21 protein-coding genes are annotated in these 25,216 nt (G+C 68.4%); 15 read left to right on the plus strand and 6 right to left on the minus strand.

The features are described from left to right. The first annotated feature begins 2 nt into the window (after positions 1-2). The 5 genes from EDF69_RS14465 to EDF69_RS14485 all read left to right on the plus strand — a co-directional run bounded on the left by EDF69_RS14465 (position 3) and on the right by EDF69_RS14485 (position 7,477). Entirely contained in the window at positions 3-1,046 is a 1,044-nt protein-coding gene (locus EDF69_RS14465; protein WP_204991392.1) for a chemotaxis protein CheB, read from the plus strand. After that, positions 1,043-2,707, plus strand: coding sequence for an ATP-binding protein (locus EDF69_RS14470; RefSeq protein ID WP_132884262.1), 1,665 nt, complete (start codon positions 1,043-1,045; stop codon positions 2,705-2,707). Before EDF69_RS14465 ends, EDF69_RS14470 begins: the two co-directional genes overlap by 4 nt. After that, positions 2,704-4,518, plus strand: a complete 1,815-nt coding sequence (locus EDF69_RS14475; protein WP_132884263.1) for a response regulator — start codon at positions 2,704-2,706, stop codon at positions 4,516-4,518. The genes EDF69_RS14470 and EDF69_RS14475 overlap by 4 nt, the downstream gene beginning before the upstream one ends. A gap of 141 nt (positions 4,519-4,659) precedes the next feature. Further along, the gene (locus EDF69_RS14480; RefSeq protein WP_132884264.1) at positions 4,660-5,355 is read left to right on the plus strand and encodes a murein L,D-transpeptidase catalytic domain family protein; all 696 of its coding nucleotides are present in this window, start codon (positions 4,660-4,662) and stop codon (positions 5,353-5,355) included. Between the two features lie 70 nt (positions 5,356-5,425). Next, positions 5,426-7,477, plus strand: coding sequence for an NAD(+) synthase (locus tag EDF69_RS14485; RefSeq protein ID WP_132884265.1), 2,052 nt, complete (start codon positions 5,426-5,428; stop codon positions 7,475-7,477). Positions 7,478-7,607: 130 nt separating this feature from the next. Here the strand turns inward: EDF69_RS14485 and EDF69_RS14490 are convergent, their stop codons facing one another. Then, entirely contained in the window at positions 7,608-8,465 is an 858-nt protein-coding gene (locus tag EDF69_RS14490; RefSeq protein ID WP_132884266.1) for an oxygenase MpaB family protein, read from the minus strand. A gap of 142 nt (positions 8,466-8,607) precedes the next feature. On the opposite strand from EDF69_RS14490, the gene EDF69_RS14495 reads away from it, so the two are divergent. The 9 genes from EDF69_RS14495 (at position 8,608) to EDF69_RS14530 (ending at position 18,751) form a co-directional block, all read left to right on the plus strand. Beyond that, positions 8,608-9,720 carry an S-(hydroxymethyl)glutathione dehydrogenase/class III alcohol dehydrogenase gene (locus tag EDF69_RS14495; protein WP_132884267.1) on the plus strand — a complete coding sequence of 371 codons (1,113 nt, stop codon included), beginning with the start codon at positions 8,608-8,610 and terminating at the stop codon, positions 9,718-9,720. Next, positions 9,720-10,103 carry a VOC family protein gene (locus EDF69_RS14500; protein WP_125959828.1) on the plus strand — a complete coding sequence of 128 codons (384 nt, stop codon included), beginning with the start codon at positions 9,720-9,722 and terminating at the stop codon, positions 10,101-10,103. The genes EDF69_RS14495 and EDF69_RS14500 overlap by 1 nt, the downstream gene beginning before the upstream one ends. 14 nt (positions 10,104-10,117) lie before the next feature. After that, positions 10,118-10,957: an S-formylglutathione hydrolase gene (gene fghA, locus EDF69_RS14505; protein ID WP_132884268.1), complete on the plus strand. Its 840-nt coding sequence runs from the start codon at positions 10,118-10,120 to the stop codon at positions 10,955-10,957. A 146-nt stretch (positions 10,958-11,103) separates the two neighbouring features. Continuing rightward, positions 11,104-13,068 carry a CocE/NonD family hydrolase gene (locus EDF69_RS14510; protein ID WP_132884269.1) on the plus strand — a complete coding sequence of 655 codons (1,965 nt, stop codon included), beginning with the start codon at positions 11,104-11,106 and terminating at the stop codon, positions 13,066-13,068. A 143-nt stretch (positions 13,069-13,211) separates the two neighbouring features. After that, positions 13,212-14,192, plus strand: coding sequence for a cytochrome c oxidase subunit II (coxB, locus tag EDF69_RS14515; RefSeq protein WP_132884270.1), 981 nt, complete (start codon positions 13,212-13,214; stop codon positions 14,190-14,192). Beyond that, positions 14,189-16,714 carry a cytochrome c oxidase subunit I gene (gene ctaD, locus EDF69_RS14520; RefSeq protein WP_132884271.1) on the plus strand — a complete coding sequence of 842 codons (2,526 nt, stop codon included), beginning with the start codon at positions 14,189-14,191 and terminating at the stop codon, positions 16,712-16,714. Before coxB ends, ctaD begins: the two co-directional genes overlap by 4 nt. Further along, positions 16,711-17,091 (plus strand): hypothetical protein, encoded by a 381-nt coding sequence (locus tag EDF69_RS19675; RefSeq protein WP_239555511.1) that lies wholly within the window; start codon positions 16,711-16,713, stop codon positions 17,089-17,091. The genes ctaD and EDF69_RS19675 overlap by 4 nt, the downstream gene beginning before the upstream one ends. Beyond that, positions 17,088-17,693: a cytochrome c oxidase assembly protein gene (locus EDF69_RS14525; RefSeq protein ID WP_339538560.1), complete on the plus strand. Its 606-nt coding sequence runs from the start codon at positions 17,088-17,090 to the stop codon at positions 17,691-17,693. The genes EDF69_RS19675 and EDF69_RS14525 overlap by 4 nt, the downstream gene beginning before the upstream one ends. Further along, the gene (locus EDF69_RS14530) at positions 17,690-18,751 is read left to right on the plus strand and encodes a c-type cytochrome (protein WP_132884273.1); all 1,062 of its coding nucleotides are present in this window, start codon (positions 17,690-17,692) and stop codon (positions 18,749-18,751) included. Before EDF69_RS14525 ends, EDF69_RS14530 begins: the two co-directional genes overlap by 4 nt. Before the next feature lie 30 nt (positions 18,752-18,781). Here the strand turns inward: EDF69_RS14530 and ahpF are convergent, their stop codons facing one another. From ahpF to EDF69_RS14555, 5 genes are all read right to left on the minus strand, one after another. Further along, positions 18,782-20,359, minus strand: a complete 1,578-nt coding sequence (gene ahpF, locus EDF69_RS14535) for an alkyl hydroperoxide reductase subunit F (RefSeq protein ID WP_132884274.1) — start codon at positions 20,357-20,359, stop codon at positions 18,782-18,784. 170 nt (positions 20,360-20,529) lie between these two features. Further along, entirely contained in the window at positions 20,530-21,093 is a 564-nt protein-coding gene (gene ahpC, locus EDF69_RS14540; protein ID WP_125959837.1) for an alkyl hydroperoxide reductase subunit C, read from the minus strand. Between the two features lie 136 nt (positions 21,094-21,229). Next, positions 21,230-22,024, minus strand: a complete 795-nt coding sequence (locus EDF69_RS14545) for a helix-turn-helix domain-containing protein (RefSeq protein ID WP_204991393.1) — start codon at positions 22,022-22,024, stop codon at positions 21,230-21,232. 161 nt (positions 22,025-22,185) lie between these two features. Further along, the gene (locus EDF69_RS14550; protein WP_132884275.1) at positions 22,186-23,082 is read right to left on the minus strand and encodes a DUF4336 domain-containing protein; all 897 of its coding nucleotides are present in this window, start codon (positions 23,080-23,082) and stop codon (positions 22,186-22,188) included. A gap of 85 nt (positions 23,083-23,167) precedes the next feature. After that, on the minus strand, positions 23,168-23,878 hold the full coding sequence (locus EDF69_RS14555; protein WP_339538567.1) for a FadR/GntR family transcriptional regulator: 711 nt from the start codon (positions 23,876-23,878) through the stop codon (positions 23,168-23,170). Between the two features lie 176 nt (positions 23,879-24,054). Here EDF69_RS14555 and EDF69_RS14560 point away from each other — a divergent pair, with 176 nt between their 5' ends. Beyond that, positions 24,055-25,215, plus strand: coding sequence for an aldose epimerase family protein (locus EDF69_RS14560; protein WP_425336647.1), 1,161 nt, complete (start codon positions 24,055-24,057; stop codon positions 25,213-25,215). Position 25,216 lies beyond the last annotated feature (1 nt).

Here is a 25,216-nt window from a genome sequence, read left to right on the forward strand (position 1 = left end):
CCATGGCAACGCGCCCGATCCGCGTCATGATCGTCGAGGACTCGCTCGTCGTTCGCACCCTGCTCACGCACATCATCGCGGGCGACCCCCGGCTTGAGGTGGTGGCCGCCGTCGCGAGTGCCGAGGAGGCGCTGGCGCAACTGGCGGCGATCCGCCCCGACGTGATCTCGATGGACATTCGCCTCCCCGGCATGGACGGGCTCGAGGCGACGCGCCAGATCATGGCCGATCAACCGACGCCGATCGTCGTCATCTCCGCCAGCTTCGATCGCACCCAGCTCAATCCCACCATGGATGCGCTGCGTGCCGGCGCACTTGCCGCCGTGGAGAAGCCGGTCGGCATCGCCGATCCCGAATACCGCACCATCGCCGCCGAGATCCGCACCCAGCTCGTCATCATGAGCCAGGTGGCCGTGGTCCGCCGGCGCATGCGCACGCCGCTTGCCGGCACGCCGACCGCCGGGCGGCCGCGCATCGCGCCCCGAATGCTGTTGTGCGCCGCCTCCACCGGCGGCCCTCAGGCGCTGGCCAAGCTGTTCAACAGCCTTCCCGCCGACCTGTCGCTGCCGGTGCTGCTCGTCCAGCACATGGGCGGCGCCTTCATGGACGGGTTCGCCAGCTGGCTGGACAGCGTCGTGCCGCAGCGGGTCGAACTCGCCCGCGCCACCGTCCTGCCCCAACCGGGTACCATCTATGTGGCGCCGGGCGACCGGCACCTGACCCTGATGCCTTCGGGCAAGCTGGGGCTGTCCGAAGCCAGCCCGGTTGCCGGCCAGCGGCCGGCCGCGACCGTGTTGTTCACCAGCGCCGCGGCTGCGCTCGACGGTGCCGCGCTCGCCGTCGTCCTGACCGGCATGGGAGAGGACGGGGCTGCGGGCGTCCGCCAGCTGGTCGACGCCGGGGGTGCCGCGATCGCGGAGCATGAGAGCACGGCGGTCGTGAACGGCATGCCGGCCGCCGCGGTGCGCCAGGGCGCACTGGCGTTGCCGCTCGATCTGATCGGTCCCCATGTGAAGCGGATCCTGGCGCGCGAGGTCGTGCAGTGAGCGAAGACGCGTCGCCGCACCTGTTGCTGGTCGAGGATTCGGACACCCAGGCGCTGGTCTTCCGGCGGACGCTGGAGGGCTTCGGCTTCACCGTCGACCGGACCCGCACGGCCGAGGACGCACTGGTCAGCCTCAACGAGGCGCTGCCCGATCTGCTGGTGGTCGATTATCGGCTGCCCGGCATGAACGGGGACGAGCTGGTGCGGATCCTGCGCCAGACCGGGCACACCCGCACGCTGCCGATCATCATGCTCACCAGCGACGAGGCGAGCGAGGTGGAGCGCCAGGGGCTCGACAGCGGCGCCAACGCCTATGTGCCCAAGGCGAGCGGCCCGCAGCTTCTGGTATCGCGCATGCGGTCGCTGTTGCGCCAGCGACGCTCCGTGCCGGGCAATGGCACGGCGGGCGGCTTCCGCCAGGCACGGCTGCTGGTCGCAGTGGCGGACCCGATCTACCGAGACTGGCTGCGCGGGCTGCTGACGGGCGACGGTCATGCGGTCAGCGTCGCCGGAGACGAGCAGGCGATGCTCTCCGCGGTCGCGCAGGAGGAGTTCGACGGCGTTCTCGTCGGCCCGGCCCCCGAAGGCGAGGACCCGTTCGCCTGGGTCCGCGCACTCGATCGCCAGCGGCAGGCGGACAGCGCCGGGTTCGAGATCGCCGCGCTGTCCGAGGTCGCCGACCCCGCACAGACGCTTGCCGGCCTCGGCGCCGGTGCCGACGACGTGCTGCCCAGCCGGGACGAGCGCGACATGCTGCTCGTGCGGGTGCGATCGATCCTCCGCCGCAAGCTCGCCCGCGACGACGAGGCGGCGGGCGCCGCCCGCGAGCGGGAACGCGAGCTCGCGCTTGCCCATGCGCGCGCCCAGGCGGAGGCGAGCGACGCCCTCGCCGCCGCCAACCGCGAGCTGGAGGCGGCGAACGCGCAGCTGCGCGAGACGCAGGCGCAGCTGGTCCAGTCCGCCAAGATGGCGTCGCTGGGTGAGCTCGTCGCCGGCATCGCGCACGAGATCAACAACCCGCTCGCCTTCATCCTCGCCCACCACGCCACCGTGGAGCGGGCGGTGCAGGACGCAACGACGGCCGAGGACGACACCCGCACCAAGCGGCTCGCCAAGGCTGCGGAACGCCTGGGTTCGATCCGCACCGGGCTGGTGCGCATCCAGGACCTGGTGGTGAAACTGCGCCGCTTCTCGCGTCTCGATGATGGCGAATGGTCGCTCGTCGACATTCCGGAGGCGATCGACTCGGTGCTGACGCTGCTCCAGCCGAAGATCCCCGCGACCGTCACGATCGAGCGGCGCTACGGCCCTGTCCGCACCCTCGAAAGCTCGCCGGCGCTGGTCAACCAGGTGGTCATGAACATCATCTCGAACGCGGTCGACGCGGTCGATCCCGCCACCGGCCGCATCGTCATCGAGACCTCGACCCGCGACGATCGGTTCTTCATCGCGATCACCGACAACGGCCCCGGCATCCCACCCGAGGTCCGCGAGCGGGTGTTCGAACCCTTCTTCACCACCAAGGACGTGGGCTCCGGCACGGGGCTGGGCCTGGCGATCGCCTATGGCGTCGTTCGGTCACACGGTGGCGAGATCACGATCGAATCGGGCGACGAAGGTGGCGCCCGCTTCCTCTTGGCGGTACCTCTGCATCGACAATGACCGATTTCAACGATTCCGAATTGCCCAAGGTTCTGGTCGTCGACGACGAGCAGGAGATCCTCGTCGCGCTGGAAGACCTGCTGGAGGACCGCTACCGGCTGCTCTCCTCCACCTCCCCCGTGGCGGCGCTCGAGATCGTCAAGGCGAACCCGGACCTGGCGGTGATCATCTCCGACCAGCGGATGCCGGAGATGCCGGGCAACGTGTTCCTCGCCCGCGCGCGCCCCTATAGCGACGCCGACGCGATCCTGCTGACCGGCTATGCGGACCTGTCGGCGGTCGTCTCCGCCGTCAACGAAGGTGCCATCAGCGGCTATGCCGCCAAGCCGTGGGAGCCGGAGGCGCTGCGGGCGATGGTCGCCGCCGCCGCCGAGCGGCAGAAGCTGCGCGCCGCGCTCCGCTTCGAACAATCCGCCTTCCTCGGCCTGATGCAGGCGTCAGCCGACCAGATCTCGGTGCTCGATCGCCACCATCGCCTGATCCGCGGCAATCACGACCGCGTCGAGAACGCGACCGCGAGCGACGTGCGCGACAAGGATGAGGCGGCGCTCGCCAGCGGCAGTTATTCCGAAGAGGATCTGCAGAGCGGGGGCGAAGATGAGGACGAGCGCTGGACCCGGGTCCGCCGGATCCCCTTCGGCGCCAGCGACAGCGACCGCCACCTGCTCAAGATCGAGTCGGACGAGACCGACCGCCGCCTCGCCGCCCGCCGGCTCCACCAGGCCGAAAAGCTCCAGGCGCTCGGGACGCTTGCAGGCGGCATCGCACATGATTTCAACAACCTGCTCGCTGCCATTCTCGGCAACCTCGAACTCGCCGAACGCTCGCTGGACAAGCCGGATCGGCTCACCCGCTTCCTCGCCAACGCCCGCTCGGCAGCCGGCCGCGGCTCGGCGATCACGCGCCGCCTCCTGAGCTTCAGCCGCCAGCGCGACCTTGCCGCCGAGACCTTCCGCCCGGACGAGGCGATCCGCGATCTGGAGGAACTCGTCGCCCGCACCATGGCCGGTCGCGTCTCCCTGACGCTCGACCTCCAGGCGGACGGCGCGATCCACGCCGATCCCGGCCAGTTCGAGCTCGCCATCGTCAACCTGTGCATCAACGCGCGCGATGCCATGGCCAACGGCGGGGAGATCGTCATCTCCAGCGCCCGCGCCCCCGCGCCGCCGGAGCTGGCGCATGCAGGCGACTGCATCCGCATCGCGGTGCGCGACAATGGTGCCGGCATTCCCGAGCACCTGCGCGACCGCGTGTTCGAACCCTTCTTCACCACCAAGCCGCATGGCGAAGGCACGGGCCTGGGCCTGCCGATGGTCCGCGCCATGGCGGAAGCGTCCGGCGGCACCGTCACGATCGACAGCCGCGTCGGCGAAGGTACGACCGTGACCCTGTGGTTCCCGCGTCTGGAGCCGGTCGAGGCTGCCGCGGCCGTTGCCGCGCAGGCGGCGGAAACGCCCTCGCTGCGGGTGCTGGCGGTGGAGGACGACGCCGAAGTCCGGGCCGTGCTCGTCGCGCATCTGACCGGTGCCGGGCACCAGGTGATCGAGGCGGACGGCGCCCAGGCGGCGTTGCACGCGCTCGAGAGCGACACCGCAATCGATCTGCTCGTCACCGACTATGCCATGCCGGACATCTCCGGCCTCGATCTCTACCGGGTGGCGAGCGAGCGGCGTCCCGGCCTGCCTGCGATCCTCGTGACCGGTTTCGCCGATGTCGAGGACGGCAGCGTTCCCCTCCCGGTCCTCACCAAGCCCTTCACCGGCGACCAGCTGAAGGCGACCATCGCGCGGGTCCTGACCCCGGCCGACTGAGCCGCAAAGGGTTCCGAACGCGACGGCCCGGGCAATCCCCGGGGCGGTTGAACTTGCATAAAATGGCACCAAATTAGATACTTGAGAGCGCACGACGGCCTTGAGGGGCCGCTGTCCTCACCATCTTCTCTTGGAGGCAGGATGCAGTTTGACGACACCGTTCGCTCGCGCCGCGCAATGCTGGGTTCGATCGCCGCGCTGGGCGCCTTCGCCGTGACGCGCAGCACGCTGGGTGGCACCGATCGCCCCGCGCCCCGCGCCGTGCCGACCCCGGTCCGCCAGCGCATTTTTGCCGAGCCGAAGTCCGCCAGCGTCTCCGCGCCCCGCGGCGTGCAGCCCGAACTGTTCGACCGCGCGATTGCGGCGCTCGACGCGCATGGCGACACCATCCGCCGTCGTGACCGCATCGCGATCGCCGATTTCGACGCGCCGTCCAGCGAGCATCGCTTCCAGTTCATCGACCTGGAGGGCGGAAGGGTCACGCGCCTGCTCGTCTCGCACGGCAGCGGCTCGGACCCGTCGCACTCGGGCAAGCTCCAGCGCTTCTCCAACCAGCCGAACTCGAACGCGACCTGCGAAGGCGCTTTCGTCACCGCCGACTATTATGTCGGCAAGCACGGTCGCTCGCAGCGCGTGATCGGCCTCGATCCGACCAACGACAACGCCCGCGACCGTGCGATCGTGATCCACGGCGCCTGGTACGCCAACCCGGACATGCTCAAGACCCACGGCATGCTCGGCCGCAGCCAGGGCTGCTTCGCGGTCGGCGAGCAGGACCTGCCGCAGGTGTTCGCGATGCTGGGCGAAGGCCGGATGATCTACGCCGGCAAGGCATGATCCGAGGCGAAGCCGCAACGCGCGAAAACCGGTGACGTAGCTTCTGGCGGTCTCGCGCGTTACGCTTCGCATGATGACGCAACACCGCTTCTACTCGATCCACCGCCACGGCCTGATCCGCGTCGGTGCCTGCACCCCGCTCGCCACCGCCGGGGACCCGGCCGCCAATGCCGAGGCGACGATCGCGCTCGCCCGGCAAGGTCATGAGGCCGCCGCCGACCTGCTGGTCTTTCCGGAGCTCAACCTCTCGTCCTACGCCATCGACGACCTGCACCTGCAGGACGCGCTGTGCGATGCGGCCGAAGCGGCACTGGCGCAGGTGGTGGAGGCGAGCACGGACCTGCGCCCGGTGCTGCTGGTCGGCGCGGCGCTCCGCCGCAACGGCCGGCTCTACAATTGCGCGGTCGCGGTTTCTCGCGGCCGCATCCTGGGCGTCGTTCCCAAGAGCTTCCTTCCCAACTATCGTGAATATTACGAGAAGCGCTGGTTCGCCGAGGGCGCCGGCCTGACCGGGCTGGAGATCACCGTCGCCGGCCAGCGCGCGCCGTTCGGCACCGACCTGATCTTTGCGGCCGAGGACCTGCCCGACTTCGTCTTCCATGCGGAAATCTGCGAGGATTTCTGGGCGCCCACCCCGCCGTCCACCGCGGGCGCGCTCGCCGGTGCGCTGATCCTGTGCAATCTCTCCGCATCCAACATCGTCGTCGGCAAGGCGCGCGATCGCGAGATGCTGTGCGCCGCCCAGTCCGCGCGCGCGGTCGGCGCCTATGTCTATTCCGCCGCAGGCCCAGGCGAGAGCACGACGGATCTGTCCTGGGACGGCCAGGGTCTGGTCTATGAACTGGGCGAGCAGCTCGCCGCCTCGCACCGCTTCGCAAGTGCCGATGCGACCATCTATGCCGATGTCGACGCCGGCCGCATCCGGCTGGAGCGGATGCGCATGGGCACGTTCAACGACGCCGCCGCCGCCTCAGGCCACCCGGAGACCCGCTTCCGCCGCATCGGCTTCGCGCACCAGCCGGACTTCGCCGACGTCGGCCTCAAGCGCCAGGTCCGCCGCTTCCCCTTCGTGCCCAGCAACCCCGTTTCGCTGGACGAGGATTGCTACGAGGCGTTCAACATCCAGGTGGAGGCGCTGCACAAGCGCATCACCGCGACCGGTGCCAAGCGGCTCATCATCGGCGTGTCAGGAGGGCTCGACTCCACCCACGCCCTGATCGTCGCGGCCAAGGCGTTCGATCGCCTCGACAAGCCCCGCTCCGACATCCTCGGCTTCACCATGCCGGGCTTCGCGACCAGCGAGGGCACCAAGGCGAACGCCTGGACGCTGATGAACGCGCTCGGCATCACCGGCGACGAGATCGACATCCGCCCGGCCGCGCGCCAGATGCTCGCCGACATGGACCACCCCTTCGGGCGCGGCGAGCCGGTCTACGACATCGCATTCGAGAATGTGCAGGCGGGGCTTCGCACCGACTATCTGTTCCGCCTGGCCAACCAGCGCGAGGGCTTCGTGCTCGGCACCGGCGACCTGTCGGAGTTGGCGCTCGGCTGGTGCACCTATGGCGTCGGCGACCAGATGAGCCATTATGCGGTCAACGCCGGCGTGCCCAAGACGCTGATCCAGTATCTCATCCGCTGGGCGATCCAGACCGACCAGTTCGATGCACCCACCAACGAAGTGCTCGACGCCATTCTTGCCACCGAGATCTCGCCAGAGCTCGTGCCGGCCGGCGACGATGGCCAGCTGCAGAGCACCGAAAGCAAGGTCGGCCCCTACGAGCTGCACGACTTCTTCCTGCACCACATCGTGCGGCAGGGGCTGTCCCCCTCCAAGGTCGCGTTCCTCGCCTGGCACGCGTGGAACGACAGCGAAGGCGGCGCTTGGCCGATCGACTTCCCGCAGGCCAAGCGCAATGCCTACGACCTGGAGACGATCGCCCGCTGGCTCGAATCCTTCCTGTGGCGGTTCTTCCAGACCAGCCAGTTCAAGCGCTCGGCGATCCCCAACGGCCCGAAGGTGTCCGGCGGCGGTGCGCTCAGCCCGCGCGGCGACTGGCGCGCGCCATCCGATGGCGTGGCGAAGCCGTGGGTCGAGGAACTGCGCGCGGCGCTGCCGTAAGGCCCCTCCAACTTGTGCTCCCGCGAAGGCGGGAGCCCAGGGTTCCGACGCCACCGATCGTTGTTCTGCCTGGCCCTGTATCCCTGCCTCCGCAGGGATACGGTGGGAGTTGGGGAAGCGAGCCCCCCCCTCACCCCCGCCGCGCCTGCGCCTCCGCGTTGCGGCCGTTGAGCGCCCAGCGCAGCATCACCCCCACGCCGCGCGCGCCTGCCCGCACCAGCGGCCCCTCGGCGGGCCGCTCGCGCAGCTGGAGCATCGCGCGTGCCCAGGGCGGCAGCAGGTCGATCGCCGCCCGCATGGTGAGGTCGCCGAACGGCCGCATCGCCAGGTTCGGCGCCGGCTGTGACAGAAGCGCCTGCAGCACCGTGTGCGTGCGCTCGTCGAAGCGCAGCTGCGGCCGTACGTCCATCAGATAGGCATCGATCTCGCGCCGGCTCGTCGGCACGTCCTCGGCCCCCAGCCGCCGCGCGACCTCGGCATATTCGGCGAAATACCGGTCCTGCTCGGCGGCCGACAGCGGAGCGCGGTAGCGCAGGTATCCGGACAGGAACATCCGCACCTCCGCGACATGGATCCAGGTCAGCAGTTCGGGATCGTTGGCGTCATAGGGCGTTCCGTCCGGCAGCGTGCCGTGCACCCGATCATGGATCGCCCGGACCCGGCCGATCAGCCGCTCCGCCTCGGCGGTCGCGCCATAGGTGGTGCCGGCGATGAACTGCGCCGTCCGCTTCAGCCGTCCCAGCATGTCGCGCTGGAAGTTCGAATGATCCCACACGCCGGCCAGCGCCAGCGGGTGGAGCATCTGCAACATCAGCGCGGCCGTTCCCCCGATCATCATCGAGGTGAAGTCACCGTGGACGCGCCAGCACACGGAAGCAGGCCCGAACAGCCCGTCGTCCCCGGGCGGGCGGCTGAGGTCGATCGCCCCGTCCCCCGCGCCTGTCAGCGCCCGCACCTGCTTCGCGATCGTCTGGCGTACCGTGTCCATGTCCTTCCCAACGCGCCAGCCAATGCCGCGTGCCCGTCTAGATAGGGTGTCCCCGGCAGTTCCGCAGCCCGGACCGGTTGCGCCGTCCTGCGGTTTCGCTATCCCCGCTCCATCCCCCGTTTCCAATCGCGAGAAAACCCCCATGAAGACACGCGCCGCCGTCGCTTTCGAAGCGAAGAAGCCGCTGGAGATCGTCGAGCTCGATCTCGAAGGTCCGAAGCCCGGCGAAGTGCTGGTCGAGATCATGGCGACCGGCATCTGCCACACCGACGCCTACACCCTCGACGGCTTCGACTCCGAGGGCATCTTCCCGTCCGTGCTCGGCCATGAAGGCGCGGGCATCGTGCGCGAGGTCGGCGCCGGCGTCACCAGCGTGAAGCCGGGTGACCACGTCATCCCGCTCTACACGCCCGAATGCCGCCAGTGTAAGTCGTGCCTGTCGGGCAAAACCAACCTGTGCACCGCGATCCGCGCGACCCAGGGCAAGGGGCTGATGCCGGACGGCACCACGCGCTTCTCCTACAAGGGCCAGCCGATCTTCCACTACATGGGCTGCTCGACCTTCTCGAACTTCACCGTGCTGCCCGAGATCGCGGTCGCGAAGATCCGCGAGGACGCGCCCTTCCAGACGAGCTGCTACATCGGCTGCGGCGTCACCACGGGTGTGGGCGCGGTGGTCAACACCGCCAAGGTGCAGGTCGGCGACAACATCGTCGTCTTCGGCCTGGGCGGCATCGGCCTCAACGTGCTCCAGGGTGCCAAGCTCGCCGGCGCCAACAAGATCATCGGCGTCGACATCAACCCGGACCGTGAGGAATGGGGCCGCCGCTTCGGCATGACCGACTTCATCAACAGCCGCGGCAAGAGCCGCGAGGACGTGATCGCCGAGATCCTGGCGCTCACCGACGGCGGTGCGGACTATACCTTCGACTGCACCGGCAACACCGAGGTGATGCGCACTGCGCTGGAGGCGTGCCACCGCGGCTGGGGTACCTCGATCATCATCGGCGTGGCGGAAGCCGGCAAGGAAATCAGCACCCGTCCGTTCCAGCTGGTGACCGGCCGCAACTGGCGCGGCACCGCGTTCGGCGGCGCCAAGGGCCGCACCGACGTTCCGAAGATCGTCGATTGGTACATGGACGGCAAGATCGCGATCGACCCGATGATCACCCACGTGCTGACGCTGGAGGAGATCAACAAGGGCTTCGACCTGATGCACGCCGGCGAGAGCATCCGCAGCGTGGTGGTGTACTGATGTTCAGCCACGTCATGGTGGGCGCCGACGACATCGCGGCGTCCAAGGCGTTCTACGACGCCGCCCTCGGCGCCCTCGGCATCCCGGCCGGCGTGGTCGATGAATGGGGGCGCGTCGTCTATATGCATGGCGGCGGCCGCTTCCTGGTGACGCGGCCGATCAATGGCGAGCCCGCCAGCCCGGCCAACGGCAGCACGATCGGCTTCGCCGCCGCGTCGCCCGAGGCAGCGGACGCCTGGCACGCGGCCGGCCTCGCGAACGGCGGCACCGCCATCGAGAACCCGCCCGGCATCCGCCACGGGACCGCGGGCCGGACTCTCTACCTCGCCTATCTGCGCGACCCGGCCGGCAACAAGCTCTGCGCGTCGCACCGCATCGCGTGATCGAAAGGCGCACCATGGCTCTCGAAACCGTCTCCACCAGCACCTCGCACGGCGGCACCCAGGGCGTGTATCGCCACGCCTCCGCCGCAACGGGCACGCCGATGACCTTCTCCGTGTTCGTGCCCGCGCACGCCCCCGGCGAGCGGCTGCCGGTGCTCTGGTATCTTTCCGGCCTCACCTGCACCCACGCCAATGTCACCGAAAAGGGCGAGTTCCGCGCCGCCTGCGCCGAGCACCGCGTAATCTTCATCGCGCCGGACACCTCGCCCCGCGGCGAAGGCGTGCCGGATGCGGAGGGCTATGACTTCGGCCAAGGGGCGGGCTTCTACCTCGACGCGACGCAGGCGCCCTGGTCGATGCACTTCCACATGCGCTCCTACATCGAGGACGAGCTGCCCGCGTTGATCGCGGCCGAGTTCCCGATGGCCGACATGGCGCGCCAGTCGATCACCGGCCATTCGATGGGCGGCCACGGCGCGCTCACCATCGGCTTGCGCAACCCGGACCGCTTCCGCAGCGTCTCGGCCTTTGCGCCGATCGCCTCGGCGATGCACTGCTCCTGGGGCGAAAAGGCGCTGACCGGCTATCTCGGCACCAACCTGGCCGCGTGGCGGGTCCACGATGCCTGCGCGCTCATCGCCGATGGCGCGCGCCTGCCCGAGCTGCTGGTCGACCAGGGCGATGCCGACGGGTTCCTGGACCAGCTCAAGCCGGAGCTGCTGCGCGACGCCTGCGCCGCGGCCGGCATCCCGCTCACGCTGCGCATGCAGCCGGGCTACGATCACAGCTACTATTTCATCTCCACCTTCATGCCCGAGCATGTCGCCTGGCACGCGAAGCGCCTGCACGGCTGATCGCCTCTCCCTGACCAGTGCTCCTGCGAAAGCAGGAGCACTAAGACGCCCGGCATCGCGCCAAGCCGCTTTACTCGGCGGCTCCGCACCGCAACAATGCGCGCAGCGCCCCTCGTTCCTCGGGCGCCGCACCCAAGGATCTGCCGATGCGCCTGCGCCCTGCCCTGCTTGCTGCCCCGATGTTGTTCGCCGCCCTCACTGCGCAGGTGGCGCCGCCCGCCCCCAAGGACGTCGACACCCGGACCGAGGCGAGCACCGGCGACATTCCCGCCAACTTCACCATGCCGAAGACCGCGTACAATTATGATCGTCGCGAGATCATGGTGCCGATGCGCGACGGGACGAAGCTGCACACGGTCATCATCGTGCCCAAGGGCGCGACCAATGCGCCGATCCTGCTGACGCGCACGCCCTACAACGCCTCCGGCCGCGCCTCGCGCACCGACAGCCCCAACATGCTGTCTGCATTGCCGCAGGGCGATGAGGTGTTCGTCAACGACGGCTACATCCGCGTCTTTCAAGACATCCGCGGCAAGTTTGGCTCCGAAGGCGACTATGTCGTCACCCGCCCGGTGATCGGCCCGCTCAACCGCACCAAGGTCGACCACGTCACCGACGCCTACGACACCATCGACTGGCTGGTAAACAAGACGAACCTGCCGGAGTCCAACGGCCGCGTCGGCATGCTCGGCTCCTCCTACGAGGGCTTCACGGTGGTGATGGCGCTGCTCGGGCCGCACCCGGCGTTGAAGGTCGCAGCACCGCAGAGCCCGATGATCGACGGCTGGATGGGCGACGACTGGTTCCACTATGGCGCCTTCCGCCAGGCGAACATCGGCTGGATCGGATCGCAGAGCGGTTTCAAGGGCGCGGGCCAGCAGCCGCCCTCGACCGGCCTCGACGATTACGAGACCTTCCGCCGCATCGGCTCGGCCGGCGCCTGGGCCAAACAGTCGGGCTTTGACCAGTTGCCTTTCTGGCGCCGCATGTCGGAGCACCCGGCGTATGACGCCGAATGGCAGGGCCAGGCGCTCGACAAGATGGTCGCCGCGAACCCGTCCAACGTGCCGACGCTGTGGATCCAGGGCCTGTGGGACCAGGAGGACATGTACGGCGCGGTCATGACCTGGGAAGCGCTGAAGGCAGTGGGCAAGGCCGGCAACAACCACCTCGTCATGGGCCCGTGGCGGCACAGCCAGGTCAACTACGACGGCTCCTCGCTCGGCCCGCTCAAGTGGGACGGCGACACCGCGCTCCAGTTCCGCCGCGACGTGCTGCTGCCCTTCTTCAACCGCTACCTGCGCGACAACGCGCCTGCGTACGAAGCGCCGCCGGTGCTGATCTACAACACCGGTGCGAACCACTGGGACCGGCTCGCCACCTGGCCGCTCGCCTGTGAAAAGGACTGCGCGCGTCCGCTGACCCCCCTGTACCTCCAGGGCAACTACAGCCTGTCCTTCGGCAAGCCCGCGGGCGGCGCCGACAGCTATGTCTCCGATCCGGCCAAGCCCGTGCCCTATCTCGCACGGCCGGTATCGTTCGCAGACTCCGCGCGCTGGAAGGAGTGGCTGGTGAGCGACCAGCGTTCGGTTGACGGCCGCCCGGACGTGCTGACCTACCAGACCGAGGTGCTGACCGCACCGACGCGCGTCTCCGGCGCGCCGATCGCGGACCTGTTCGCCCGCACCACCGGCACGGACGGCGATTTCGTGGTCAAGCTGATCGACGTCTATCCGGACGAGGTCGCCTCCGACCCGAAGATGGGCGGCTATCAGCTGCCGATCGCGCTCGACATCTTCCGCGGCCGCTATCGCGACAGCTTCGAAAAGCCGACGCCGATCCCGGCCAACAAGGTCCAGCGCTATCGCTTCCGCCTGCCGACCGTGAACCATGTGTTCCAGCCGGGGCACCGCATCATGGTGCAGATCCAGTCGACGCTGTTCCCGCTCTACGACCGCAACCCGCAGAAGTACGTGCCCAACATCTTCTTCGCCAAGCCCGCCGACTATCAGAAGGCGACGGTGACGATCGAGCATACTACGGGCTCGCCCACCGCCGTGTGGCTGCCGGTGGTGCCGGTCGACCAGCCGCAGGTACAGGCGGCGCGCTGATCGACCAGGGCAGCGCCGCGGTGCCGCCCCGCCCGTTCCTTACGTTTTGTGTCTGTCGGATCGAAGCGCCCGCGCGGGCGTTGCGGTCGTGCACAAGTATAAGGTCGGGGGCGCGCCGCGTGCGGCGCTGTGAAAAGGGTGGCATGCGGCGCGCACGGCGGGGGAAGATCTTTGGCGCGACGGCAGCAACCCTGCTGATCGCGGGCTGCAATCGCCACCAGTCCGCCCTGGCGCCGTTCGGGGCCGAAGCCGAGCAGGTCCGCCACCTCACGCTGGTGCTGGTGATCGGGGCGGTCGTCATCCTGGTGGCCCTTGCCGGCCTCTGGCTGGCCGCGGTGCGCGCACCTGAAGGGCGCCTGAGCCACAAGGGCGGCATGCGGCTGGTGCTGGTGCTCGGTGCGCTGGTGCCGACACTCGTCCTGTTCGCCCTGCTGCTCTACGCCCTGCCGATGATGCGCCCGCGGCCGGTTGCCCCTGCCGACCTGCGCATCACCGTCACCGGGGAGCAATTCTGGTGGCGCGTCGCCTACCAACCGCCCGGGGCCGAACCGGTCACCGCCGCCAACGAGGTGCGCATCCCGGTCGGCCGAACCGTCGCCTTCCAGCTGAAGGCGTCCGACGTGATCCACAGCTTCTGGATTCCGGGCCTCGCCGGCAAGATGGACATGATCCCCGGCCGCACCAACGAACTGGTGGTACGCGCCGATGCGCCGGGCCGCTACCGCGGCGCCTGCACCGAATTCTGCGGCCTCTCCCACGCCCGCATGGCGTTCGACGTCGTGGCGATGGAGCCGGCAGCCTTCGATCGCTGGCTTGCGCTCCAGCGCAGACCCGCCGGCGCTCCTGCTGACATGCGCGGCCAGGCGCTGTTCGCCGACAATGGCTGCGCAGGCTGCCACGCCATCCGCGGCACCGGCGCGCTCGGCACGATCGGCCCCGATCTCACCCACTTCGGCAGCCGCCTGCGCGTCGCGGCCGGCACGCTCCCGATGGAGACCGAGGCGATCGCCCGCTTCATCCGCAAGCCCGACGAGGCAAAACCCGGCGCGCGCATGCCCGCCTTTCCCCACCTGCCGCCCGACGACGCCCGGCAGATCGCCGCCTACCTGCAGGGCCTGCAATGACCGCCGACGCACAGAACGATCCCGCGGTCCGCCGCGCCCAGGAGGAACGGCTGCGCGCCGTGTGGGAACCGCCCAAGGGCTGGTTCTTCCGCTGGACCGACTGCAACAACAACCGCGTCGGCAACTGGTACGTGCTCACCGCCTTTGCCTTCATGCTGTTCGCGGGCGTGCTGGCGCTCATCATGCGCACGCAGCTGGCAGCGCCCGACAACGACCTGGTCTCCGCCTCGACCTTCAACCAGCTGTTCACGCTGCACGGGTCGATGATGATGTTCCTGTTCGCCGTGCCGATGTTCGAGGCGGTCTCGATCATCCTCTTGCCCAGCCTGCTCGGCGCGCGCGACCTGCCGTTTCCGCGGCTTTCGGCATTCGGCTATTGGAGCTTCCTGATCGGCGGCGTGTTCGTCAGCGGCTCGATCTTCTTCAACGCGGCACCCGACGGCGGCTGGTTCATGTACCCGCCGCTCACCACCCGGAAGGACCTGTCCGGCCTCGGCGCGGACATCTGGATGCTGGGCCTGTCGTTCATCGAGGTGTCGTCCGTCGCCGCGGCCGTCGAGCTCATCGTCGGCGTGCTCAAATGCCGCCCGCCGGGCATGCGCCTCAACCTGATGCCGCTCTACGCCTGGTACATCCTGGTCGTGGCGGTGATGATCCTGTTCGCCTTCCCGCCGCTGATCGCCGGCGACGTGCTGTTCGAAATGGAGCGGCTGCTCGACTGGCCGTTCTTCGATACGGCCCGCGGCGGCGATCCGCTGCTCTGGCAGCACCTGTTCTGGATCTTCGGCCATCCGGAGGTCTACATCATCTTCCTGCCGTCGATCGCGCTGTTCGCGATGCTGGTGCCGACCTTCGCGCGCCGGCACCTGCTGGGCTATCCGTGGATCGTGCTGGCGGCGGTGGGCACCGCGTTCCTCAGCTTCGGCCTGTGGGTGCACCACATGTTCGCGACCGGGCTGCCCAAGATCAGCCTCGCCTTCTTCTCTGCCGCCTCACAGGCCGTCGTGATCCCGACCGGGGTCCAGATCTTCTGCTTCCTGGCAACCCTGTGGGCCGGCCGCGTCATGTGGTCGACGCCGCTCCTCTACGCCACCGGCAGCCTCGCCATCTTCGTGATCGGCGGCCTCACCGGCGTGATGGTCGCGGTGGTACCGTTCGACTGGCAGGCGCACGACACCTATTTCGTCGTCGCGCATCTCCATTATGTGCTGATCGGCGGCACGCTGCTGCCGCTGTTCGCCGGGCTCTACTATTATTGGCCGCTGGTGACCGGAAAGAAGCTGTCGGACCGGCTCGGGCGCACCGCCTTCTGGATCATGTTCGTCGGCGCCAACCTTACCTTCTTCCCGATGCACTTTTCCGGCCTGATGGGCATGCCGCGCCGCGTGTTCACCTATCCGGCCGAGCTCGGCATCGGCGGCCTCAACCTCGCCTCGACAGCCGGCGCCTATCTGTTCGCCGCTGGCGTGGCGTTGGTGGTGATCGACCTTGCCCTCTCCCCAACCCGGCCCAAGGCACGGCGCAACCCTTGGGACGCGGGCACACTCGAGTGGCTGACGCTGCCCGAAAGCGAGAACTGGGGCGTGCGTTCGATCCCGTTGATCGAAAGCCGCTACCCCATCTGGGACCAGCCAGGCTTCGTGCGAAACGTGGACGAAGGCCGCTACTTCCTGCCCGATGCCGAGGAGGGACGCCGCGAGACGATCGTCACCACCGTCCTCGACGCGCGCCCGCTCCAGGTCGTTCGCCTCGGCACGCCCAGCGTCAAGCCGATGCTCACGGCAGTGGCGCTCGGCGGCGTGTTCATCCTCACCACCTACCATCTCTACTGGCTGGCGCTCCTCTCCGGCCTCGCGACCCTGGCGCTGGTGCTCGCCTGGCTGTGGACCGGCACCGCGGAGATCCCGGAGAAGCCGTGCAAGCCCATCGGCCACGGTCTCGAGCTGCCGCTCTACATCTCCGGGCCCTCCTCCTCCGGCTGGTGGGCCATGTTCATCACCATGATGGCCGATGCGACCGCCTTTTCGGGGCTGGTGTTCGGCTATTATTTCTACTGGACCGTGCATCCGGCGTTCCCGCCGTCCGGCGCCGGCCTCGACGGGCCGGGCATCGCCTGGCCGATGGCGGCACTAGGACTGACGCTGGCGAGCTGGGCTGCGACCGTCGCCGCGCGCGAGATCCATGCCCGCGGCCGGATCGCGCTCACCCGGCTGCTGCTGGTCGCCGCACCGCTCGCCTCGCTCGGCGGGCTGGCCGCAGGACTAGCCGGTCCTTGGGTTACCGGCCTCGATCCGACGCTCCACGTCTACCCGGCGATCGTCTGGACGCTGGCCATCTGGACCACGGCCCATAACGGCATCGGCGCGATCATGCAGGTCTACACGCTGGCGCGCAGCCTCGCAGGCAAGATGACGCCCACCCATGATGCGGACCTGCGCAACATCACCGTCTTCCAGCACTTCCTCGCGCTCACCGCGATCGTCACCTATCTGACGATCGCCTGGTTTCCGGAGGTCGCATGAAGCGAGGGCTGCGCGATCGCGTCCGGGCGCTGCGGGTCACGCTATGGACGCTGATCATCCCGCCGACCCTGTGGGCGGCGCACTTCCTCTTCTCCTATCTCTGGGCGGCAGTGCGCTGCGCGAAGCTCGGCAGCTTCGCCGACTCGCCCGCCGCCTTTGCGATCGGAACCATCCTCGCGCTGGTGCTGATCGCACTCGCCGGCATCCTCGCCCACATCCAGTCCCGCATCCCCGGAGACCCGCCGCCGCATGAATCGGGAACCGACGTCGATCGCGTCCGCTTCCTTGCCAAGGCGACCCTGCTGCTGTCCGGCCTGAGCTTTGCCGGCGTGGTGTTCACCGCCATGCCCGTGCTCTTCCTCCAGGATTGCCGGTGAAGCGCGGCAGCCTCGTCGCCGGTGTGGCGCTGCTGGCGCTCGGCTGGCTGGTGTCGGCGCTCGGGCTCGGCATGGTCGGGCACATGGCCGGGCATATGATCGCCGTTGCGATCGCCGCGCCCCTGCTCGCCTGGGGCATGATCGGCACCCGCTATGACCTCGCCCTCCGCGCGCCGCAGCTGGTCCATCCGCTCGCCATGTCGCTGGTCGAGCTGGCCGTCGTGTGGGGCTGGCACCTGCCGGCGATGCGGGCGCTTGCCGACACGCAACTGGCCTGGCTGGCGGTCGAGCAGCTGAGCTTCCTCGCCGCCGGCGTCCTGCTATGGGCCGCGGTGCTCGGCGCCGGCGGCGATCGGCGCGTCGGCGGCATCGGGGCGCTGCTGCTCACCTCGATGCACATGACGCTGCTGGGCGCATTGATCGGCCTGGCGCCCCGCCCGCTTTACCCGATGATGGCGATGCATGGTGGCTTCGCTGGTCTCGGCCCGGTCGAGGACCAGCAGCTCGGCGGCGTCGTGATGCTGGTGATCGGCGGCGCCAGCTACCTGCTGGGCGCGCTGGCGATGCTCGGCGGACTGATCCGGCAGGAGGCACGGGCATGACCCTTCGCATCACCTGGCGCCGTGCAATCGTGGCGCTCCTGGGCTTGGCGGCGGCAGGGATGCTCTTCGCCTGGTCCGGCGTGTTCAACGTCGCCGCGTCGAGCGGTCATTGGGCGATCACCGACTGGTTCCTGCACTGGACCATGCGCAATTCGGTGCGCAGCCACGCCGCGTTCGCCGGTGAGAAGGCACCACGCGACGACCTCGGCCTCGTCAGCGCCGCGGGGCACTTCAAGAACAGCTGCGCAGTCTGCCACGGGGCACCCGGCGTGCCGCCGTCGCCCGTGATGCGGGCAGCCACCCCGCATGCGCCCGACCTCTCGATCAACGCGCGCGAATGGGACGACCGCCAGCTGTTCTGGATCGTCCAGCACGGCGTCAAGTTCACGGGCATGCCGGCCTGGGCCGCCAAGGACCGCCCGGACGAGATCCGCCGCATGGTCGCCTTCGTCCGCCGTCTGCCGCGGATGACGCCGGCACAATACCGATCGCTGACGGAGGAAGCGCCCGCCGCGCCGCTGGCCGGAGTCTCCGATGCGACGCTCCGCACCTGCACTGGCTGCCACGGCGCCGACGGGCGCGGGCGCGGCGCCGACGACGTTCCGGTCCTGGGCGGGCAGCAGCCCGACTATCTGCTCGCGGCCCTGCGCGGCTATGCAAGCGGGGATCGCCAGAGCGCGGTGATGCGGCAAGTCGCGGTCATGCTCTCGGATGCCGAGATGCAGGCCCTGGCGCGCCACTTCGCCGCCATGCCGGGCTTGCGTCCCCTCTCCGCTGGCCAGGGCACCGCCGCACGCCTGGTCTCCCAGGGACTCCCTGAAAAGGAGCTTCCGGCCTGCCGTTCCTGTCACAAGCCAGGAGGACGCGCACCGGTGATCGAAGGCCAGAAGGCAGGATATATCGCCGACCGCCTGCGCCACTGGCAGGGCGAGGAAGTCGAGGTCGACGCCCGTCAGTCGCAGGCGACGATGCCGGTGATCGCGCGCCGCATCCCCAAGGAGATGATCGAGCCGCTCGCCGCCTATCTCGAACAGGGCGCCGCTTCGCCGCCCAAGTAGGCGGCGCCCCGGAAGAGCGCCGCCCAGCCGTTACGCCGCCTCGGCAAGATCCGCCGGGTTCAGGCGGATGAGGTAGTCGAACGCGGACAGTGCCGCCTTCGAACCCTCGCCCATCGCGATCACGATCTGCTTGTACGGCACCGTGGTCGCATCGCCCGCCGCGAAGATGCCGGCCTGCGTGGTCTCGCCGCGATGGTCGATCTCGATCTCGCCGCGCGGGGTCAGCCCCACCGCACCCTTCAGCCACTCGGTGTTCGGCACCAGACCGATCTGCACGAAGATGCCTTCCAGCGCGATCTCGTGGGTCGTGCCGTGGTTGCGGTCCTTGTACGTCAGGCCGACGACCTTCTCGCCGTCACCCTTCACTTCGGTCGTGAGGGCAGAGGTGATGATCTTCACGTTCGGCAGGCTGGCGAGCTTGCGCTGCAGCACCGCGTCGGCGCGAAGGTCCGAGTCATATTCGATCAGGGTCACGTGCGCGACGATGCCGGCGAGGTCGATCGCCGCCTCGACGCCGGAGTTGCCGCCGCCGATCACCGCCACGCGCTTGCCTTTGAACAGCGGGCCGTCGCAGTGCGGGCAATAGGCCACGCCCTTGTTCTTGTACGCGTCCTCGCCGGGCACGTTCATCTGGCGCCAGCGAGCGCCGGTCGAAAGGATCACGGTGCGCGCCTTCAGCGACGCGCCATTCTCCAGCCGCACCTCGTGCAGGCCGCCAGCCTGAGCCGCAGGGATCAGCTTGTCGGCACGCTGCAGGTTCATGACGTCGACGTCATATTCCTTGACGTGCTGCTCCAGGTGCGCGGCGAGCTTCGGCCCCTCGGTATGCGGCACCGAGATGAAGTTCTCGATCGCCATGGTGTCGAGCACCTGCCCGCCGAAGCGCTCGGCCAGCACGCCGGTGCGGATGCCCTTGCGCGCGGCGTAGATGGCCGCCGCTGCACCGGCCGGGCCGCCGCCCACCACCAGCACGTCGAACGCATCCTTGGCCTTGATCTTCTCGGCCGCGCGCGCGGAGGCGCCGCTGTCGATCTTGGCGACGATCTGCTCCAGCTCCATGCGGCCCTGGCCGAACACCTCGCCGTTCAGATAGACGGTCGGCACCGCCATCACCTTACGGGCCTCGACTTCATCCTTGAACAGCGATCCGTCGATCGAGACGTTGCTGATCCGTGGGTTGAGCACGCTCATCAGGTTCAGCGCCTGCACCACGTCCGGGCAGTTCTGGCACGACAGCGAGAAGTAGGTTTCGAAGGCGAAGTCGCCGTCCAGGTTCTGGACCTGCTCGATCAGGTCCTGCGAAGCCTTGGACGGGTGCCCGCCGACCTGCAGCAGCGCCAGCACCAGCGAGGTGAACTCATGGCCCATAGGAATGCCGGCAAAGCGGACGCCGATGTCGGTACCGGTGCGGCGGATCTGGAAGCTGGGCTTGCGCGCGTCGTCACCGTCGACGACGGCGATCTTGTCGGAAAGAGCAGCGATTTCGTTCAGCAGCTCACCCAGCTCGCGCGACTTTGCGTCGGTCCCGAGCGAAGCGACGAGCTCGATCGGCTCGCGAATGTTGACCAGATAGGCCTTGAGCTGCTGCGTCAGATTGGCGTCGAGCATGGGGAAACTCCGGAAATTCGATACAAAACGGCCCGGGGCGAACGGATTCACCCCGGGCCGCCTGGTTACCCAAGGGAGTGGTCCGCCTCTTTGAGTGTGAGATGCTCCCAGCATCTCACAGGTCATGCCGGGGGCATGACCGCGCTCAAAGAGGCGCGACCACTGGTAATTTAGATCTTGCCGACCAGGTCCAGCGACGGGGCGAGCGTGGTTTCACCCTCTTCCCACTTCGCCGGGCAGACTTCGCCCGGGTGCGCTGCGACATACTGCGCGGCCTTGATCTTGCGCAGAAGCTCGACGGCGTTGCGGCCGACGCCTTCCGAGGTGATCTCGACGAACTGGATCACACCCTCCGGATCGACCACGAAGGTCGCACGGTCGGCGAGGCCTGCACCGTCGCGCATCACGCCGAAGTTGTTGGTGATCACGCCGGCCGGGTCACCCAGCATGGTGAAGTCGATCTTGCCGATCGCCGGCGAGGTGTCGTGCCATGCCTTGTGGCTGAAGTGGGTGTCGGTCGAGACGCTGTAGATCTCGACGCCCAGCTTCTGGAACTCGGCATAGTTGTCGGCCAGGTCTTCCAGCTCGGTCGGGCAGACAAAGGTGAAGTCGGCCGGATAGAAGAAGAACACCGCCCACTTGCCCGCTACGTCGCGGTCGCTGACCTCCAGGAACTTGCCCTGCTTGTAGGCCTGCGTCGTGAACGGCTTCAGCGAGCTACCAATGATTCCCATTCCAAAAACTCCATGCTGCGGATGCGAATGAAATAGGGAGCCACGGCGCACGAGGGAAGTGATGAAATCCTATGGAGTTGATCGATTTCGTCGATGACGCATGATCGGGCTAGAGGGGTGCTCCCTCCCCTCACGCTCACCGCTCCGCGTGATCCGCAGCGCCCGCACCAGCCATGCCATGGCTCTGCCGCGCCTCAAGCTGTGCGCGGTGCAGATAGTCCGGCGCGAACAGCGACGCTTCCTGCAGCGCGGCGAAGTTGGGGATGCGCAGCACGCGGCCAGACAGGCTGATCAGTCCCGACGCACGCAACTGCTGGAGCGTCCGGTTGATGTGGACCGAGGTCAATCCGGTCGCATCGGCGAGATCGGTCTGCGTGAGGGGCAGGTCATAGCATTCGCCGTTCGAAAGGCCGACGTCGCGCAGCCGCAGCGCCAGCTCGCACAACAGGCTGCCCAGGCGTTCCATGGCATTGCGCTGGCCAAGGTTGGTGGTCCATTCGCGCTGCACCGAAAGATGGACCAGCATCTGCCACCACAGGGCCTTGCCGATGCGGGGATGGTCGCGCGTCAGGCGTTGGATCGCCCCGCCCGGGATCTCCATGTAGCGGACGTCGGTCAACGCGCCGATGGAGTGATCCATCCGCCTCAGCACCAGGTTGTTGAGATCGCAGCTGTCGCCCGGAAGCAGGAAGCCCACGATCTGTCGGCGCCCGTCCTCCAGCGTCTTGAACTGGCACGCCCAGCCGGAGACGATCAGGAACACCGCCCGCGGCACTGCCCCCTCGGCGATGATGTCCCGCCGGGCGTGTGCCAGTCGGATCGGCAGCGCGAGCATCTGCTGGAGTGCCGCTTCGTCTTCGGGCGTCAGGCGTGCATAGTTGCCGAGGCGGCGGATCAACATCATTCCACCGCTGTGATGTCCGTCGTGCACCCATGCTCCCCTTGCTGCGGGGAAGCGGCTTACCGGCGGTCCGTGAAGCGGTAACTCATCTATGTTATTCGTCTTGGCGGAGTTGCGGAACCGCACGGCTCCGCTGCCGCGCCCGCCGACCTGCGCCCCTGCTTGCGGGTGCTTCAGCAAAGCCTGCGGGGCTATCGGGCCTGATCCCCCAGAAGCCAGGCGAAGGCATGGCGGAGGTGCTGGGCACCGTGCCCCGCAAACACCGCCCCATGGGCAACGACCACCCGCTCCGGATCGAGGTCGATGAGCCCGCGGATCTTTGTCGCCGCCTCGTCCCCGTTCCAGCGGATCAGCACGCGCAGATAGCGTGCGGTGGTCCCGTCGGTCGCACCCGCTGCCGCCATCGCCGCGCGGGTGAAGGGCGGCAGCTTCTCGGGCTGAAGGTTCTCGATCAGGTCGACCAGCAACAGCGTGCGGCTGGCCTTGTGGAAGAAATAGGCTTCGCGGAAACCCGCTGCGCCCGGCACGATCCCCTGCTCCAGCTCGGCAGACCACAGTTCCTCCGCCGCGTCCTGCAGGTCCCGGTCGATCCGCACGCCCGAATTGCGCACCTGGCGCCGGTCCCGAAGCCCCGGCACGCCCCAGGTCGTCGCGTCCGGATAGGCTTCCTGCCACGACTTCAGGAACGTCCAGTGCGCGATGTTCGGCGCGACCAGGTGCCGGATCGGCCCGATCGCCTCCAGCGCCTTGGCGAGTGCCGGCGTGTAGCGGATCGGGGAGTGGAGCCAAAGGTCACCGTTCCCCAGCCGCACCACCGTCATGCGCACCGGCAGGGTGATGCCCATGGGCGCGATCGGCGCCCCGTCGACGACCCAGATGTCTTTCGCGAGCGGCTTGGGCGTGTCGAGCGGCGGATAGGCGACCTCGCGGTCCCCATGCTCGTGCGCCGAGAGGCGGCGATAGGCGAGCCCGACGGCAGCAGCGCCCAAAGCGACGCCCGCCCCGATCTTCCAGGCGCGTCCGGATCGGCCGGCCGCAGCGGCCCCGCTCGCATCGGCGGCGGCATGGGTAGTGCGTTCAGCGTTCATCTGCCTGTCTCCCGGCTCGTCGGCGGTTCAGCGCGACGGCGCCCGGGAAGTTCCGCCGCCGGCCGCAATGCGGCCAGCGGACGGTTCAGGCGGCGGCCGCCTCTTCCCCGACCCCTTCGATCAGCACCAGCACGTCGTCGATCAGCTTGGCCATGGCCAGCTGCGCCCGGTCCGCATCCCCCGCGACGATCGCCTCGTAGACGGCGGCATGGTCCGCAATGCTGGCGGAACGGCCCGCGATCCGGTTGGTGAAGCGGATCGACGTCCGCAGCGCCGTCGCCACCACGTCCCGGAACTGGATGTAGAAGGGATTCTCGGAAGCCCGCAGCACCGCCACGTGGAAGGCGATGTCGGCGTCCAGCGTCTCGTCGCGTCCCTGTTCGGCAGCGCGCATCCGCTCGAGCCCCGCGAGGATCGCGGCATGCTGTTCCGGCCCCGCACGCCGGGCCGCAAGCGCCGCCGCTGCCGGCTCGACCGCGACGCGCAGTTCGTTGAAGTGGCGCAGGAGGTTGATCGAGAGCTTGCGCTCCAGCAGCCAGCGCAGCACGTCCGTGTCGAACAGGTTCCAGGATTCCTGCGGCAGCACGAACGTGCCCTGCTTGGGGCGGGCGCCCAGCAGCCCCTTGGCCGCCAGCATCTTCACCGCCTCACGTGTCACCGAGCGGCTGACGCCATGCTCCCTGACGATATCCGCTTCATTCGGAAACGGCCGGTCGTTGTAGTAGCCGACGACGATCGCCCGTCCCAGCACCTCCTGAAGACCATAGGTAAGATTACGCCCTAACTCCTGCTGCACGTCGGCACACCCCTCCGGTGTTTGCAGGCGTTTTCCGCCCGCTTGCTTGTTGCGTACGCCTGCCCCTCGAACCCTTCAAGCCAATTATCGTACAATTGGCTTGCAGTGCCTCCCTCAGGCGCTACACATGCGGGGATGCCATTCGGAGAAGGTGGCCGCAAGATGAGGAGAGAGCGATGCGCCATGCGTGGATGTTGCTTGCGGCGGTGGCCGTGGCAGGCTTGACGGCCCATACAGCCCAGGCGGGCGAGGCAAAGCGCTCGACCTTCGGCCGGACAAGCGACGGCAAGCCGGTCCCGGCGGTCACGCTCACCAACAGCCACGGCGTCTCGGCGACGGTGATTGCCTGGGGCGCCAGCCTTCAGTCGCTCAAGATGCCGGACCGCGACGGCCGCATCGACGACGTCACGCTCGGCTATCCGGACATGGCCGGGTATCTCAAGCAGCCCGAGTTCTTCGGCGCCACGGTCGGCCGCGTCGCCAACCGCATCGCGCAGGGCCGCTTCACGCTCGATGGGAAGACCTATCAGACGCCGGTCAACGACGGCCCGAATGCATTGCACGGCGGCACGCGCGGGTTCGACAAGGTCGTGTGGGACGTGGTCTCGGTGAAGTCGGGCACGACGCCTTCGGTCACGCTGCGCTACGTCAGCCGCGACGGCGACCAGGGCTATCCCGGCACCCTCACCGTCGATGCGACCTATTCGCTCGACGACACCAACGCCCTCACCATCGACTATCGCGCCACCACCGATCGGCCGACCGTCGTGAACCTCTCCAACCACGCCTATTGGAATCTCTCGGGCGAGGGTTCGAGCGCGGGGGCGATGAACCACATCCTGGAGATCCCTGCCCAGCGCTTCACGCCGGTGGACGAGACGCTGATCCCGACCGGCGAGCTGCGCCCGGTCGCAGGCACCGTGTTCGACTTCCGCACGCCGCACCAGATCGGCGAGCGGGTGCGCGACGCCCGCGACATCCAGATGGTCTACGGCCGCGGCTACGACCATAATTGGGTGATCGGCGACCGCGTCACCCCGGACCAGCACCTGATGGCGCGCGTCCACGATCCTCTGTCGGGTCGCGGGTTCGAACTCTGGTCCAACCAGCCGGGCCTGCAATTCTATTCCGGCAACTTCATCAACGGCACCGTCACGGGCAAGGCGCAGCGCATCTACCGCGGCGGCGACGCGCTCGTGCTGGAGCCGCAGCTGTTTCCGGACACGGTGAACCAGCCTGCGTTCGGGTCCGCACGGCTCGACCCGGGCCAAACCTATCGCAACACCATGACCTATCGCTTCTCCACGGGGCAGGTCACCCCGCCCCAGCAGCGCTAAT

Source organism: Sphingomonas sp. JUb134 (assembly GCF_004341505.2).
Taxonomy (GTDB): domain Bacteria; phylum Pseudomonadota; class Alphaproteobacteria; order Sphingomonadales; family Sphingomonadaceae; genus Sphingomonas.